The sequence below is a fragment of the Halomonas sp. TP35 genome, from assembly GCF_052375975.1.
GTDB lineage: Bacteria > Pseudomonadota > Gammaproteobacteria > Pseudomonadales > Halomonadaceae > Vreelandella > Vreelandella citrativorans.
Genome location: NZ_JBQSUZ010000001.1, coordinates 475,957 through 491,805 on the forward strand (window position 1 = coordinate 475,957; position 15,849 = coordinate 491,805).

The following is a 15,849-nucleotide window of genomic DNA, read 5'->3' on the forward strand; positions in this document are numbered from 1 at the left end:
AAAATCGTTAAGGCTGGCTAAATGGCGAAGGTGTTACGCTAGCCGGGTTTGCTTGCACTGGGTCAGCCTTTAAGCTGATATGTATTTATCGTAACGTTCTGAGTCTGTACTGAAACGGCAGTGCAAGGCAGAATTCAAAAACGCACAGATGGCGAGCAGGACATTCGTTAACCAGACGTCAGGCTGTTAGGGTAATAAAACGTTTAAGAGGCGCGCTACTATGCTGACTGTTTTCATTTATTTTATGATTTTTATAGGTGTCACGGCCGCTTTATACCAGGTGTATGAGGTTAACTATAATATTAATTTTGCCAATGACTTGAAGCTTTCAAGCGGCGATAAAGTGCGCTTAAGCGAGCTTTCTCATAAAGCATTGTTGGCGAAGCAAACAGGCGGGTCAGCCGATTTTGACCAAGCGGTCGCCCACACATTTGGGCCTCAGATGAATCATCATATGGCGCTCCTGGCGTTTACAGAGGAAAAAGCGGGCACCTATGCCATTCCTCTTCTACGCCGCAGGGGGCAGCTTGATGTCAGCGGCGAATTGCGCGTGCGGCATTTGTCATTCTGTAAAACCCGGCTGCCAACATGGGATGCCCGCGTGCTGATGATTTCACTGGTGATTGTGAACAGCATGCTGGCGCAGTTCCTGGGTGGAATGAGCATCTATACGCTGCTATACCCCTTTTCATCGGCCGCCTTTACCTGGCTGAATGAACCCCCGGTGCTGATGCTATTAACCTTCGTGTTGATCGCCATCTCTCACGGCATTTTCCGGCTTGATATGTATCTGCACGACCTGTATCAAATTGGAAAGCTTGCCCGGTTAACATCGGCAGACAACCGTCATCTGCATAGCCAAAAGGCGTAAGTCGCTAAAACGAGCGCCTGAAAATGAACACCTGAAAAGCAGCGCTTAACAAGATGCCAGCATTGCTCTTAGCTGCTCGCCCAAAAACGCCATGGCCTCTTCGCTGCGCGGTGTCCATGGGTGGCCATAGCTTAAGCGGGCGCAGTTTTGATACCCCTGCGTGGCAGAGAAGATAGGCCCAGGTGCAATGCTGATCCCTTGCGCCAGGGCTATTTGAAACAGGCGCAGCGAGTCCACCGGCTTGGGAAATTCAAACCACAGAAAGTATCCGCCAGCCGGGCGTGTTGCGCGGGTATCCTTGGGAAAGTAGCGTGCCGCCGCCGAGAGCATACGGGTTTGCTGAAATTCCAGTGCCAGGCGCAGTTTGCGCAAATGGCGGTCGTAGCCGCCGTGCTGAAGGTAATCTGCAATGGCTACCTGAGCGGGCACCGAGGGTGAAATTGTCGTCATCAGTTTCAGCCGGGAAATGCTTTCGGCGTAGCGCCCTCCGGCTACCCAGCCGACCCGATAACCGGGCGCCAGGCACTTTGAAAACGACCCGCAGTGAATCACCAATCCTTCATCATCAAAGTGCTTAACGGGTACGGGGGGCTTGGAGCCAAAATAGAGCTCGGCATACACATCATCTTCGATCAGCGGCACCTGATGCTGCTTCAACAGCCCATACAGCGCCTGCTTTTTGGCCGTACTCAAGCTCGCCCCAAGCGGGTTTTGCAAATGGCTCATCAGCCAACAGGCTTTAATCGGGTACTTGGCAAGGCTGTCTGCCAGCTTGTCCAGGTCGATTCCTTCCCGCGGATGAACAGGAATCTCGACTGCCCTTAACTTCAAACGCTCCAATACCTGAAGGCTTGCGTAAAAGGCCGGTGACTCGATGGCGACAAGATCACCAGGTTCGGTCACGCACTGAAATCCCAGGTTCAGGGCTTCCATGGCGCCATTGGTAATCACCAGTTCCTGGGGCGGTAGGTGCACGCCAGCCAACCGGTAACGCAGAGCGATCTGGCGGCGCAGTGCCGTATCGCCTGCGGTCATATCTGTGATGATGGCGTTGGGAGAAAGCTCGCGTAGCCCTTTGGCCATGCTGCGCGCCAAGCGGGGAAGCGGAAACAGCTCAGGGCTTGGAAAGGCCGAGCCAAAAGGCACCGTATCGACATTTTGAAGCGACCCCAGCACCGAAAAAACCAGTTCACTTACCGCAATGTCGGCCGTTTCAGGGTGGCCTTGGGTCATTTCGGGCTCGTTGAGAAACTGCTGCGCCTGTTCGCGGACAAAGTAGCCCGAGCGTGGCCGCGACACGATTAGCCCCTGCTTCTCCATCAGGTAGTACGCCTGAAACACCGTCGATGGGCTAATGGCGTAGTGGCGGCTGGCCTGGCGAACTGAGGGTACACGCTCCCCTGGCGCCAGCACACCACTGCGGATAAGTTCGGATATTTCCTCGGCAAAGCGTTCGTAGCGTTTCATGTTCTTCCACCGCTAAAAGCAGGCCAAGAGGATACGCGAACGGCGGTTAAAAGCCGACGGCCAGGCGCTACATCTGACTGATAATCAGCGCCGCGTTGACGCCGCCAAAACCAAACCCGTTGCACAGCACATGCGGGGAGGGCTGGGTGCGCGTTGTTAACGGGATGAAGTCCAGGTCCCGCATATCTTCATCGCAGTGCGTCAGGTTAAGTGTGGGCGGCAGCTGGCCCGTCGTGGCAGAAAGCGCTGAAAATATACTCTCAACACCGCCCGCCGCCCCCAGCAAATGGCCCGTTGCCGATTTGGTGGAAGAGATCGGAATGTGTGGCAGTTTGCTACCAAACACACGCCGTAAGGCGGCAATTTCTGCCCGGTCGCCCACGGGCGTGGAGGTGGCGTGAGCATTGATATAGCCAATCTCATCCGCGTTAAGCCCCGCCATTTTCAGCGCCGAATGAATCGCCGCGGCGGCGCCGTTACCGTCCTCTGGCCCGGCAGTAATATGGTAGGCATCGGCACTGGTGCCGTAGCCGCTAATGACGGCCAGCGGCGTGGCGCCGCGCGCTTGTGCATGTTCAAGTGTTTCAATCACCAGCAGGCCCGCACCTTCGCCCATCACAAAACCGTTGCGGGTGCTGTCGAAGGGACGCGACGCACTTTCAGGCTGCTCATGCTCGGTGGAAAGCGCTTTGAGCGCGTTGAAGCTCGCTAATGATAGTGGGTCAATACACGCCTCGGCGCCGCCCACTAACGCCACGTCGGCTTCACCGCTACGGATTAGACGCATGCCGTCGCCAATCGCTTGCAGGCCCGCCGCACACGCCGTCACCGGACAGCCCAGCGGGCCCTGAAAACCGTAGCGAATCGACAGATTGCCCGCCGCCATATTGGCCAGAAACGCGGGTACGGTAAACGGCGACACCCGACGGTAACCTTTCTGCTGTAGCGTTTGCTGGGCCTCGGTAATCGTGGGGAACCCGCCAATGCCGGAACCGATAATGGTCGCCGTGGCGCGGCGTTGTGCTTCGTCCGTTGGCTGCCAGCCAGCCTGCTCAAGCGCCTCTTTTGCCGCTGCCATGGCGTAAAGGCTGAACAGGTCCAACTTGCGGCGCTCTTTGGCATCCGCGATATCATCCAGACAAAGCCCCGCCTGCGGGTCATCAGTTGAGTGGGCAACCGCACCGGCAATTTTGATAGGCGTTTGAGCGGTATCAAAGCGGGTAATCTGGCGAATCCCTGAACGGCCTTGCAGCAGAGTGTCCCAACTTGTCTTGACGTTATATCCCAGCGGGCTGACCATGCCCATGCCGGTGATAACAATAGGTGAGTGCATAGCGGCTCCTCAGTGCTTTAAATACGGCTACGCTAGCAGTACGCATTATATGATCAAGATAATATTTAGCAGGATTATTTAGCCAAACAATTTAGCCGAACGATTTAGCAGTACATAACGAGGTCAACATGCCTTATCCCAAAAGCCATAAGGCCAAAACCAGAGAGCGTATCCTGGCGTCAGCCACTGAACTGTTCAGCCGATACGGCTTTAATAAAGTCTCCATCGGTCAGGTCATGAAGCTGGCCAGAATGACCCACGGGGCTTTTTATTCCCACTTCGCCTCCAAAGAGGCGTTGTATGATGCCTCTGTGCGTAAAGCGCTGGATGGCAGCCGGGCGGCACGCTTGGTAAAAGGGCCGCTCTCCTTGCAGCACCTAACGGAGCTGGTCTCTAACTACTGGAATCTCCAGGAGCTTGAGCGTAAGCAACAGCCAGGGCCGGAAGCGGTGCTGTTTAATGAAATAGGCAGCGAGAAAGCCGAGATTCGTACCATGTTTGAGGCGTCTTACCTGCGGATGAAAAAGATGCTTGAAATGCGCTTGCTTGCCTTGAGCAAGCTAAAAAAACTCCCCTTTGCCCACGACCGCGAAGTGATTGCCGGTAAGTCGCGGGTTATTCTGGCAGCGCTGGTGGGGGCCGTGGCCATTGCCAAAAGCCTACCCGGTGAGGAAGAGCGTCAGCATGTGTTATTGGCGACCCAGCGCCAGATTTTGTTAATGCTGGGGGTGAGCGAAACGGAAGCAGAAGGGATGCTGCAACGCGTTATGTCGGCCTAGGCCCGCCAGTGGGCAGGGAGAGTCTCGGTGAGAAACTGCTGAAACGCCAGGACCTTGGGCGTTAATTCACGCCGATGCCGGACACAAAGATAAAACTCTAGTGGGTCAACCTCCAGGGGCTCATCAGCCGCAAACGGCGGCGTAAACAGTGCGACGAGCTTGCCCTGCGCAATTAACGGTTCTGCAATAAACGCCGCTAACCGTGTGATGCCGCCACCTTCAATGGCCATCTGGGCCAGTGCATCAATGTCGTCGCTGATCATACGTGCCTTCACCGGCACATCGAAACGTATGCCGTTGCGTACCGCACCCCAGCCGAGATAGCGCCCATCCAAAGGAAACCGAAATACCAGGCAGTCATGCTCCTTAAGCTGCTCCAGAGTGTGCGGGTATCCGGCCTGCTCAAGATAGCGAGGTGCTGCGCAGAAGATGGATGGCACCCGCGCAATAGGACGCGCCACCAACCCCTCTTCCAGCGCATGACGAATGCGAATGCTGGCGTCAACCGATTCGGCGATATGGTCCACGTGGCGGTCGGCAATGCTGAGCTCGACCGTGATGTCGGGATAACGGCGATTAAAGGCTGGGATCATGGGGGCCAATAGGTGCCGGGCAAAGGCACCGGTTGAAGCGATGTGCAAACGCCCTCTGGGTGCGTCATGCAGCGCGCTGACGGCCTGACCGGCAAGCTCCAATTCCTGTACCAGTTCACGCACTTTTGCGTAATAGGTAGCACCGCTTTCCGTCGGCGCTAAACGGCGCGTAGTGCGGGTGAGCAAGCGCACCCCCAAGTGGGTTTCCAGGCGGCTGATGTTTTGGCTGGCGGCTGCCGCGCTAATACCCAAACGGCGCGCGCCGCCCGCAATGCTGCCGGCTTCAACTGCTTTCACAAAACTCTCGATACCGCGTAACGCAACCATAAGCCATACCTTAATCTTTAGCGCCATTCGTAATATTAACTTATGGCTGTGCTTATCGTGAACCTGCTTCTGAATTGGTTCAAGTCACTGTAGAGTGCGCAAACACGTTTGATAGATAAGGTAATTCACCCATGACAACCCGCCGCTACCCAGAACAGCGCCTGCTGGCAGCGCGCAAGCTGCACCCACGTTTTACGCCGGTCATATTTGCATTATACATGTCGACGATTATGGCGTTCTTAATGACCCTGATTATTACCGCCGTTAATGCGGGAGTGAGTGATCACTATTTTAGCCAGGTATGGCACGCCTATCGGGTAGCCATGCCCAGCGCCTTTGTGTGCATTTTGGTAGTACGGCCACTGGTTGCCCGTCTTGTACAGCTTACGATCAGGTCGCATTGAGGTAATTATGCCGCTTGATTTTTGCGCATACTGCTCCTGCCGGTGACGATGTTTGGAAAAGCTCATGTCATGCATCAAAGGTTGAATGGCTTTATTAAAACGCAACATGAGAGTCTGTAACGTTTTATAAAGATGTGGTGGTCGAAACCAACTGCCGTCAAGCGGGCTGTACTTGGCATCAAAACAAACCATGACAGCTTATTGTCGGCTTTCAAACCGTAGGGAGTACCCGTGTGAGAATAGGCGCACCTAAGGAAACGAGTCGGGGAGAAGCACGTGTGGCGCTTACCCCTGAAAGCGCAAAGCAGATCCAAAAGCTGGGCCACGAGTGTCTGATTGAAACAGGCGCTGGTCTTGCGGCGGGCTTTAATGACAACGCTTATCGTGATGCTGGCGTTACCGTAGTGGATAGTGCTGACGCTCTTTGGCAGGGCGCTGAGGTGGTCATTAAAGTCCGCGAGCCTTCTGATGAAGAAGCGGCACGACTACGAGAAGGACAAACGCTGATTGCGTTTTTCTGGCCCGCTCAAAACGAAGCGCTGCTTGAGAAGTGCCGTGCCCAGGGCGCCACCGTGATTGCGATGGATATGGTGCCGCGCATTTCTCGTGCCCAGAAGATGGACGCGCTCTCCTCCATGGCCAATATCGCCGGTTACCGCGCGGTAATAGAGGCAGGCAATAACTTTGGCCGCTTCTTTACCGGCCAGGTAACTGCTGCGGGCAAAGTGCCTCCGGCTAAGGTGCTGGTAATTGGCGCAGGCGTTGCCGGGCTTGCGGCCATTGGTACCGCCACCAGCCTGGGTGCTGTGGTGCGTGCCTTTGATGTGCGTCCGGAAGTCTCCGAGCAGATCGAGTCGATGGGAGCTGAGTTCCTGTTCCTGGATTTTGCAGACAGCGAAGACAGCCAGGATGGCTCGGCAAGCGGCGGTTATGCCTCGCCTTCAAGCCCCGAGTTTCGCGAAAAACAGCTGGCTTGTTTCCGCGAACAGGCGCCTGATGTGGATATTGTCATCACCACCGCACTGATCCCCGGGCGCCTGGCGCCCAAGCTGTGGCTTGAAGATATGGTCGCGGCCATGAAGCCCGGCTCGGTGATTGTCGATCTTGCGGCTGAAAAAGGCGGCAACTGCGATTTAACCCAGCCCGATGAGCGTATCGTCTCCGATAACGGTGTGATTGTGGTCGGCTATACCGACTTCCCCTCACGCATGGCGACCCAGTCATCCTTGCTGTATGCCACTAATATTCGCCATATGCTGACCGATTTAACGCCTGAGAAAGATGGCGTGATCAATCACAATATGGATGATGACGTGATTCGTGGCGCGACGGTGACTTACCAGAACGAAGTGACCTTTCCGCCGCCTCCGCCCAAAGTAAAAGCGATTGCTGCGGCCAAACCGAAGAAGAAAGAAAAAGAGCCGACGCCTGAAGAGAAAAAAGCCACAGAAGCGGCGGCGTTTAAGTCCCAGACCAAACGCCAGGTCGGCATATTGGCGATCGGTGGTGCGCTGATGCTGTTGCTCGGTCAGGTCGCGCCCGCCTCTTTTATGCAGCACTTTATTGTCTTCGTGCTGGCGTGCTTTATCGGCTTCCAGGTGATCTGGAAAGTTAGCCACTCGCTGCATACGCCGCTGATGGCGGTGACCAATGCGATCTCCGGCATCATTATTTTGGGGGCGATTTTGCAGATTGGCTCAGGCAGCGCGGTGGTTAGCGTGCTGGCGGCTATTTCGGTACTCATCGCAACGATCAATATTGTGGGTGGCTTCCTGGTGACACGCCGGATGCTGGCCATGTTCCAAAAATCCTGAGCGGCGGAGAGACGATATGTTAGGTCAAGGATTCGTATCTGCCGCGGCGATTGCGGCAAGCGTACTGTTTATTTTATCGCTGGGTGGGCTTAGTAATCAGGAAAAAGCCAAGCGCGCTGTGTGGTACGGCATTGTAGGGATGGCCGTTGCGGTGTTTTTCACCGCCTTTGGGCCGGGCATTGGCGGCTACTGGTGGTTGATCCCGATGATGATTATCGGTGCAGGCATCGGTACCTATATGGCGGGTAAGGTCGAAATGACCGAAATGCCCCAGCTGGTTGCCGCCCTGCACAGCTTTGTGGGTTTGGCTGCCGTGTTTGTGGCATGGAGTGCGGACCTGGAGCGCCGCCGAGTGCTGGCTGCCCGTGCGGCTGATGGTGCCATGCAAGAGTTTTCGGCGTTTGCCGCGCTGGTGGCTACCAAGGCCCCCGATGAGCTGACGTTTTTGCAGATTGAGGTCGTGCTGGGCATCTTTATCGGTGCGATCACCTTTACAGGCTCCGTGATCGCCTTTGGCAAGCTGGCGGGCAAGGTGGATGGCAAGCCGCGCCAACTGCCAGGCGGGCATCTGCTGAATGCTGGGGCGGCAGTGCTTTCACTGTTGTTGGCGGTGCTTTATCTCAACGGTGCAGGCTTCTGGACGTTGATTTTGCTGGCCGCACTGGCTTTCTTCATCGGTTATCACCTGATCATGGGGATTGGCGGTGCGGACATGCCGGTGGTGGTGTCGATGCTCAACAGCTATTCCGGCTGGGCGGCGGCGGCTATCGGTTTCACGCTCTCTAATGATCTGTTGATCGTGACCGGCGCGCTGGTCGGCTCCTCCGGGGCGATTCTCTCTTACATCATGTGTAAAGCGATGAACCGCAACTTCGTTAACGTGATTCTGGGCGGCTTTGGCGGAAGTACTGGGCCAGCGGCAGAGATCGAAGGCGAACAGGTGGCGATTGATGCAGGTGGCGTGGCCAGTGCCCTTAACGATGCCGATAGCGTGGTGATCGTGCCGGGTTACGGTATGGCTGTCGCGCAAGCTCAAGGTGCGGTCAGCGACCTGGTGCGCAAGCTGCGCGCGGCAGGTAAGAACGTACGCTTTGGCATTCACCCGGTGGCGGGCCGTTTGCCGGGGCACATGAATGTGTTGCTGGCCGAGGCCAAGGTGCCTTACGACATTGTATTGGAGATGGATGAAATCAATGACGATTTCGCTAGCACCGATGTGGTGATCGTGATTGGCTCCAACGATATCGTCAATCCGGCCGCTGAAGAAGATCCGAACAGCCCCATTGCCGGTATGCCAGTCTTGAAGGTCTGGGAGGCCAAGCAGGTGTTTATCTCCAAGCGTGGCCAGGGCACCGGCTACTCGGGCATCGAAAACCCGTTGTTCTTCAAGGAGAACAGCCGGATGTTCTACGGCGATGCCCGCGATAGCCTGACCGCATTGCTACCGCTGGTCGATTAACGCTCCACAACGCAGTGCAACCCAATGAACAGGGCGCCCAAGGGCGCCCTGTTCGCGTTTAATCGGCACGTCTCGATCACTGTCATGGTTACCGGGAAAGGGCCTTGTTGCTTGTGGATTAAAAATTACTATCACGTTATTTGCTAAATGCAAGTTGTAGCTATAGCTAATGTGCTTTAAAACAGTCTCATGTCAATGAGTCACCCGCTCGCGCGTTTTGAAGGCGTCATGCCGAGAGACGTCATTGGGTGTTCCTCTGGTTACGCCAGGGGGAAGAGCAATAAGGGGAGATGAACGCATGAGTGGTAAATGCCCGGTAATGCACGGCGGTAACACAGCCGCCAGCAAGTCCAACACCGACTGGTGGCCTTGCGCCCTGAACCTGGACATCCTGCACCAGCACGATACAAAAACGAACCCGCTGGGTGAAGATTTTAACTATCGCGAAGCGCTGGAAACGTTGGATGTAGAGGCACTGAAAGCGGACCTTCGCGAACTGATTACCCAGAGCCAGGAGTGGTGGCCAGCGGACTGGGGCAGCTACGTAGGCATGTTTGCCCGGGTGGCCTGGCATGCAGCAGGTTCTTATCGCCTGGCGGATGGCCGTGGCGGTGGTGGTACCGGCAATCAGCGTTTTGCACCACTGAACTCCTGGCCGGATAATGCCAATACCGATAAAGGCCGCCGCCTGCTGTGGCCGATCAAGAAGAAGTACGGCAACAAGGTTTCCTGGGCCGATTTGATGATTCTCTCCGGCACCATGGCCTATGAAGTCGCGGGTTTGAAAACCTTCGGCTTCGCGTTTGGTCGCGAGGATATCTGGCACCCGGAAAAGGACACCTACTGGGGCGCTGAAAAAGAGTGGCTGGCACCTTCGGACGGCCGCTATGGCGACGTGGCAAAGCCCGACACCATGCATAACCCGCTGGCCGCCGTGCAGATGGGCTTGATCTACGTGAACCCGGAAGGCGTGAACGGCCAGCCTGACCCATTCAAGACGGCCGCCCAGGTGCGTGAAACCTTCAAACGCATGGCGATGAATGATGAAGAGACGGTGGCCCTGACGGCGGGTGGCCACACTATCGGCAAGTGCCATGGTAACGGCACGCCCAGCGATCTAAGCCCGGAACCCGAAGCGGCTGGCCCCGAGCTTCAGGGCCTTGGCTGGATGAAAACCAAGGGTCGTGGGATTGGCCGTGACACCCTGGTAAGCGGTATTGAGGGCGCCTGGACCAAGAACCCGACGCAGTGGGACATGGGCTACTTCGAGATGCTGTTTGGTCACGAATGGGAGTTGAAGAAATCCCCCGCCGGGGCTTGGCAGTGGGAGCCTGTCGACATTAAGGAAGAGGACATGCCGGTAGACGTGGAAGATCCTTCCATCCGCTGCATGCCGATAATGACCGATGCCGATATGGCCATGAAGGTCGACCCAATTTACAACGAGATCTGCCAGCGCTTCATGGCGGACCCGGCGTACTTTGATGATGTCTTCGCCCGCGCCTGGTTCAAGCTGACCCACCGTGACATGGGTCCGAAAGTGCGCTACGCAGGCCCAGATGTGCCTCAAGAAGACCTGATCTGGCAAGACCCGGTGCCCGCTGGGCCGGCCGATTACGACGTTGACGCCCTGAAAGCGCGTATCGCCGCTAGTGGTTTGAGTATCAGCGACATGGTTAACACCGCCTGGGACAGCGCACGCACTTATCGTGGCTCTGACATGCGCGGTGGCGCCAACGGCGCACGCATTCGCCTGGCGCCCCAGAATCAATGGGAAGGTAATGAGCCCGAGCGCTTGGCCCGCGTGCTGGCAGTGCTTGAACCTATCGCCCAGGAAAGCGGCGCAAGCCTTGCCGATACCATCGTGCTGGCGGGTAACGTAGGTATCGAACAGGCAATAAAAGCTGCTGGCTTACGCGCCACGGTGCCCTTTGCCCCCGGCCGTGGTGATGCAACGGATGAAATGACCGATGCCGAGTCGTTTGAGGCGCTTGAGCCTTTGGCGGATGGCTTCCGCAACTGGCAGAAAGATGCCTACGTGGTTAGCCCCGAAGAGATGCTGCTGGACCGCACGCAGTTGCTCGGCCTAACGGCTGCTGAAATGACCGCACTGATCGGTGGTATGCGCGTATTAGGCACCAACCACGCAGGCACCCAGCATGGCGTGTTCACCGAGCGCGAAGGCGCATTGACCAACGACTTCTTCGTGAACCTGGTGGATATGGCTAATACCTGGCATCCGGCGGGCGACCATTATGAGATTCGTGATCGTCAAACGGGTCAGGTGAAGTGGACAGCCAGCCGTGTTGATCTGGTGTTCGGCTCCAACTCGATTCTGCGTGCCTATGCCGAAATCTACGCCCAGGATGATCACGTCGAGAAGTTTGCCAGCGACTTTATTGCCGCTTGGACAAAAGTAATGAACGCTGATCGGTTTGATTTAGCGTAATGCCATGCGTCCCATAAGGGGCGCGTGAGCAGTCATTGTTATTGGTGTACCCCCTCTTGCCCGCATCGAAAGATGCGGGCTTTTTTTATTGCCTGAGAAAGCATTAGTTATGCAATTAGTCTTCAGGAGACGTACACAAGATGCAGGCAAATCGCTACTCTGACAAACCCGGGCAGTGCGTTGGAGTGGCTTATAAACCATAGTGGCGCTGCATACGTCTTCTCCCAGCTTTGACAACCCAAGGTGAACCGTGAAACGAGGCAAGTGGATAGTGGCCGTTTGGCTAGTGGTACTGCTCAGTTGCGTAGTGCCCTACACCCTTCTAACAAATACCGCGGCCTGGTATGGCAGCTTTCTTTTCTGGGCGTGTGCTGGGCTCGTGGTGATTGCTCTCAATATCTTTATTACCCAAGATTTTAAGGAACACGATCGTGACTGAGGCGATGATCTGGGGGGCTATTGCCCTTTATCTACTGGTAGCGGTCGGGATTGCGGTTCTCTCGCGGCAGGGGGCTGCGAACAGTATGTCGGGCTATTTCCTGGGTAATCGGCAGATGAATGGGTTTGTCTCGGCGCTAAGCTACAGCGCAACCACGTATAGCGCCTTTATGATGGTGGGGCTGGCGGGGCTAACCTACGCCGGTGGTGTCGGTGCACTAGGCTTTGAAATTATCTATTTTGCGGGTGTTTCTTTGGTGGCTGTTTTCGGTCCGCGTTTTTGGGCTGTCGGCAAAAAATTTGGCTTTGTTACTCCCAGCGAAATGTTGGGGTATCGTTATCACAGTAAGCCTGTCGCCATGGCCGTTGCTATCACCAGCTGTATCTTTCTGATCCCTTACTCTGCTGTGCAGCTGGCCGGCGTGGGCTATCTGCTGGAAGGCATGACGGATGGCGCCATCACGTTTACCGCCGGGGTGGTAATGGCGACGTTAATCGCCGTTTTCTTTTCCTATATTGCGGGTATTCGTTCGGTGATGTGGACCGACTCGTTACAGGCGCTGATGATGATTGTCGCCTCAACGCTGGTCGCATTGTTGGTAATCCAAGGGCTGGGCGGTTTCAGCGGCCTGTTTGGCACGCTTGAGGCGGAGCATCCTGCGGCCCTCACCGTTCCTGGCACGGGGCTTTTTAGCCTGGTGACCTTTTTGGGGCTGAGTATTCCCTGGTTCTTTTTTAGCCTTTCCAACCCGCAGGTCAGCCAGCGTCTGTTTATGCCTGCGTCGTTGCGCGCCATGCGCCAAATGCTGATTGGCTTTTTGGTGTTTGGCTTTCTCTATACGCTGGTGTCCGTGCTGTGGGGATTCTCGGCACTGGCAGCGTTTCCTGATCTTGCGCGGGCTGATCTCGCTACACCCACACTGCTGGCTTCTGACTTTGTGCCCCCCGTGTTGGGAGTGATCGTGATGGTGGGCATTATGGCGGCAGCGGTCTCAACGATTGATTCCATCATGTTAACCCTCGCCGCCATGTTTTCTCGGGATGTTTACGCCAACGCCAAACCCGGCGTAAATGAAAAGCGCCAACTGCTGGTGGGCAAGATCGTTGTGCCGGTTATTGCTCTGCTGGCGCTTGGGTTTGCTGAGCTGCAGCTGGATTTAATTGCGGTACTCTCCGTGGCAGCTTCGTCAGGGTTGGTCGCCATGGTGCCCGCGATTATCGGCGCTTTTTACTGGAAGCGAGGCACCGCGGCGGGGGCGTTGGCAAGTATCGTGGGGACCAGCGTTTTTGTGCTGTTAATGTACGCCACGGGTAATTCGCTGCTGGGGTTGCCGGCCGGTATTTGGGGCATCGTGGTCGCGGCAGCGCTTTTTGTGGGCGTAAGCTTCATCACCACCCCTCATGCCGCCTCAAGGGATGCTTTTTTGGCGGCAATCACAGAAGTGCTGGAGCGCAATAAGCGTGTGAAGGTTGACGCATCCTCGGCGTAAAAGTATCTGCCCAGGTATAAGCCCGGTGATTAACGCCATTCTGCCAACTGCTGGCGATGGCTCACCTGAGCCTGGGTAGCGCTAACCGGCTGTAGCCACACCTCGGTGCCGGGCAGGCACTGGGAGAGCAGGGCACAGGCGCTGGGGGTAATCGCGCCCATGCGTGGGTAGCCACCAATGGTCTGGCGATCATTCATCAAAATGATCGGCTGGCCATCGGGCGGTACCTGTACAGCTCCCAGTGGGATGCCTTCTGAGATCACGCCGCTTACTTTACTTTCAAGCGCTTGCCCAGTAAGTCGAATGCCCATCCGGTCAGCGCGCTGATCAACGCGCCAGGGCTGATTAAATAATTGATAGAGGCTGCGGCCCGCAAAGAGGGCCGCCTGGGCACCTAGTACCATTGGCAGCCAACAGCGACCGTTGGGAATCGGCAACTGAGCGCTTGCTGGAAGTCGGCGTGGCGTCACGGACGCGCCCTGCCAATACAAGCGGTCATTGAGCTGTAAGGGTCTGCCATCCTCATAAAGCCCGCCCAGCTGCTCTCGGGCCGTGCAGGCGCGGCTACCCAATACGACTGGCGCCTCAAGCCCACCGGGGAAGGCGAGGTAGGCACGCAGCCCGGCACGTGGCTGGCGAAACGTGAGTGCTTGCCCAGGGCGTAGAGTGAAGGGCGCGTTAACTGCCAGCGGCTTATCATCAATACGCGCGTCAAGGTCGGCACCGGCCAACGCCAGGCACACGCTTGCGTCGGTTTCCAATGTCAGGTTGCCGCCCATCACAATCTCTAGCGCGGCGCTCTCAAGCGGATTGCCCAGCAGCCAGTTGGCCCAGCGAAAGGAGATCCAGTCGGCGGCGCCGCTTTGGGTAACGCCCAGGTGGCCGACGCCGAAGCGCCCGTTATCCTGAATAAGCGCAAGGGGGCCTGCCTGCTTTACGGTGATGCTAGCTTGGCTCATACGCGCTCCTCTAGCGGGGTCGTATCACCACCGGCAGCTTCAAATTCGGCTTGAGAGATGGCCTTGAAGCGTACCTTATCGCCGGGTCGCAACAGCGGTTCGCCGCGTTTTGCGTACTCAAAAAGCGGTACCGCCGTGCGGCCGAGAATATTCCAGCCGCCAGGCGAAAGCAGCGGGTAAATCGCCGTTTGGCGCTCGGCGATGCCTACGCTCCCGGCTGTCACCCGGCGTCGCGGGGTTTTCAGGCGAGGGGTGGCCAGGTCTTCATCCACCAGCCCCATAAAGCCGTAACCCGGTGCAAAACCAAGCGCAAAAACGCAGTAGTCGTGACCGCAGTGACGCGCAATCAACTGCTCAATACTTAACCCGGCGCCTTGGGCCACTGCCGGTAGTTCAGGCCCCACGCTTACGTCGTACCACACCGGGATCTCATGCAGTTGACCCTGCTGTGTATCGGCAGGCTGAAGACCCTTGAGAGCTTCGCGGATTCGTGACGTTGCCTCAACGAAGGTCATGCGTTGGCAGTCGTAGTGAACGAGCAGGGTCGTATAAGAAGGAATGAGATCGATCAGCGCATCGCTAAAGGCGTGGCGCAGGGCAGTGTCTGCGGCCATGATCCAGCCCATATTGCGCTCATCAATCTCATCAAAAAGACGCACCGTGAGGGCGTCCATGGCAGCGGTTTCCAGACGCAGTTTCACGCGATCTCCAACACCTTGAAGGCTTCACGGATCGCACGTACGGCGGCAATCGACTCGGGGTTGTCACCATGAACACAGAGCGTGTCGCAGGGAAGTCGCAGCGATGAGCAGTCGCGGGCCGTTAGAGCGTCGCCTTTAGCAAGCGCTATGGCCTGGGCCACGATAGTCGATTGGTCGTGGTGAACGGCACCCTGCAGGCGTCGCGATGCCAAGTGGCCGTTAGGCTCATAGGCGCGGTCGGCGAATGTCTCAAACCACAGTGTCACGCCCATGCTGGTGGCCAGTTCACGAAAGGGTTCAGGCATGGCCGTTGCCATGACCACTATCGGTAGGCGGGCATCAAAGGCTCGCACGGCGCGCATTGCACCTTCCAGCAATTCAGGGTTGGCGGCTATGTCGTTATACATCGCCCCGTGGGGTTTGATGTAGGAAAGCTCAGCGCCTTCCGCACGGCAAATACCGGCCAGTGCGCCGACCTGGTAGAGCATCATATCTTCAACTTCTGCCGCCGAGCAGGCCATGGAGCGTCGTCCAAAGCCGATTAAATCCGGATAGCCTGGGTGCGCGCCGATCCGCACCCCATGCTGAACAGCCAATGCCACGGTACGACGCATTACGTGAGGGTCGGAGGCGTGGTAGCCACAGGCGATATTGGCGCAGTCAACAAAAGGCATGACCTCAGCATCCAGCCCAAGTGTCCAGTTACCGAAGCTTTCACCCATGTCGCAGTTGAGCGTGGGGAGCTTTTTATCGGTCATTATTGAC

14 protein-coding genes are annotated in these 15,849 nt (G+C 56.7%); 8 read left to right on the forward strand and 6 right to left on the reverse strand.

Going from position 1 to position 15,849, the window contains the following annotated elements; all coding sequences use genetic code 11:
* Positions 1 to 220: 220 nt before the first annotated feature.
* Positions 221 to 871: a hypothetical protein gene (locus ACT3RU_RS02190; RefSeq protein ID WP_192528414.1), complete on the forward strand. Its 651-nt coding sequence runs from the start codon at positions 221 to 223 to the stop codon at positions 869 to 871.
* Between the two features lie 45 nt (positions 872 to 916).
* On the opposite strand, the gene mapR is transcribed toward ACT3RU_RS02190, so the two are convergent.
* Both mapR and fabF read right to left on the reverse strand, forming a co-directional pair.
* The gene (gene mapR / locus ACT3RU_RS02195) at positions 917 to 2,338 is read right to left on the reverse strand and encodes a GntR family transcriptional regulator MpaR (protein ID WP_087110820.1); all 1,422 of its coding nucleotides are present in this window, start codon (positions 2,336 to 2,338) and stop codon (positions 917 to 919) included.
* 67 nt (positions 2,339 to 2,405) lie between these two features.
* A complete protein-coding gene (gene fabF, locus ACT3RU_RS02200; RefSeq protein ID WP_192528413.1) occupies positions 2,406 to 3,671 on the reverse strand; it encodes a beta-ketoacyl-ACP synthase II in 1,266 nt (421 codons plus the stop codon).
* 128 nt (positions 3,672 to 3,799) lie between these two features.
* On the opposite strand from fabF, the gene ACT3RU_RS02205 reads away from it, so the two are divergent.
* Complete coding sequence (locus tag ACT3RU_RS02205) at positions 3,800 to 4,450, forward strand: TetR/AcrR family transcriptional regulator (protein ID WP_192528412.1); 651 nt, start codon at positions 3,800 to 3,802, stop codon at positions 4,448 to 4,450.
* Here the strand turns inward: ACT3RU_RS02205 and ACT3RU_RS02210 are convergent.
* Positions 4,447 to 5,370 carry a LysR family transcriptional regulator gene (locus ACT3RU_RS02210; RefSeq protein ID WP_192528411.1) on the reverse strand — a complete coding sequence of 308 codons (924 nt, stop codon included), beginning with the start codon at positions 5,368 to 5,370 and terminating at the stop codon, positions 4,447 to 4,449. The two genes, ACT3RU_RS02205 and ACT3RU_RS02210, sit on opposite strands and share 4 nt — an antisense overlap.
* Positions 5,371 to 5,501: 131 nt before the next feature.
* Here ACT3RU_RS02210 and ACT3RU_RS02215 point away from each other — a divergent pair, with 131 nt between their 5' ends.
* The 6 genes from ACT3RU_RS02215 to ACT3RU_RS02240 all read left to right on the forward strand — a co-directional run bounded on the left by ACT3RU_RS02215 (position 5,502) and on the right by ACT3RU_RS02240 (position 13,424).
* Entirely contained in the window at positions 5,502 to 5,774 is a 273-nt protein-coding gene (locus ACT3RU_RS02215) for a DUF2798 domain-containing protein (RefSeq protein ID WP_172117817.1), read from the forward strand.
* A 233-nt stretch (positions 5,775 to 6,007) separates the two neighbouring features.
* Entirely contained in the window at positions 6,008 to 7,588 is a 1,581-nt protein-coding gene (locus tag ACT3RU_RS02220) for a Re/Si-specific NAD(P)(+) transhydrogenase subunit alpha (protein WP_192528410.1), read from the forward strand.
* A 16-nt stretch (positions 7,589 to 7,604) separates the two neighbouring features.
* Positions 7,605 to 9,047, forward strand: a complete 1,443-nt coding sequence (locus tag ACT3RU_RS02225; RefSeq protein WP_192528409.1) for an NAD(P)(+) transhydrogenase (Re/Si-specific) subunit beta — start codon at positions 7,605 to 7,607, stop codon at positions 9,045 to 9,047.
* Positions 9,048 to 9,345: 298 nt separating this feature from the next.
* Positions 9,346 to 11,496, forward strand: coding sequence for a catalase/peroxidase HPI (gene katG / locus ACT3RU_RS02230; RefSeq protein ID WP_192528408.1), 2,151 nt, complete (start codon positions 9,346 to 9,348; stop codon positions 11,494 to 11,496).
* A 250-nt stretch (positions 11,497 to 11,746) separates the two neighbouring features.
* Entirely contained in the window at positions 11,747 to 11,935 is a 189-nt protein-coding gene (locus ACT3RU_RS02235) for a hypothetical protein (RefSeq protein WP_192528407.1), read from the forward strand.
* Positions 11,928 to 13,424: a sodium:solute symporter family protein gene (locus ACT3RU_RS02240; RefSeq protein ID WP_192528406.1), complete on the forward strand. Its 1,497-nt coding sequence runs from the start codon at positions 11,928 to 11,930 to the stop codon at positions 13,422 to 13,424. Before ACT3RU_RS02235 ends, ACT3RU_RS02240 begins: the two co-directional genes overlap by 8 nt.
* Positions 13,425 to 13,453: 29 nt before the next feature.
* On the opposite strand, the gene ACT3RU_RS02245 is transcribed toward ACT3RU_RS02240, so the two are convergent.
* The 3 genes from ACT3RU_RS02245 to ACT3RU_RS02255 are packed head-to-tail and all read right to left on the reverse strand — an operon-like array spanning position 13,454 to position 15,842.
* Positions 13,454 to 14,383 carry a 5-oxoprolinase subunit C family protein gene (locus ACT3RU_RS02245; RefSeq protein ID WP_192528405.1) on the reverse strand — a complete coding sequence of 310 codons (930 nt, stop codon included), beginning with the start codon at positions 14,381 to 14,383 and terminating at the stop codon, positions 13,454 to 13,456.
* The gene (pxpB, locus tag ACT3RU_RS02250) at positions 14,380 to 15,084 is read right to left on the reverse strand and encodes a 5-oxoprolinase subunit PxpB (protein WP_192528404.1); all 705 of its coding nucleotides are present in this window, start codon (positions 15,082 to 15,084) and stop codon (positions 14,380 to 14,382) included. The genes ACT3RU_RS02245 and pxpB overlap by 4 nt, the downstream gene beginning before the upstream one ends.
* Positions 15,081 to 15,842, reverse strand: a complete 762-nt coding sequence (locus ACT3RU_RS02255) for a 5-oxoprolinase subunit PxpA (RefSeq protein ID WP_192528403.1) — start codon at positions 15,840 to 15,842, stop codon at positions 15,081 to 15,083. Before ACT3RU_RS02255 ends, pxpB begins: the two co-directional genes overlap by 4 nt.
* Between the last annotated feature and the right edge of the window lie 7 nt (positions 15,843 to 15,849).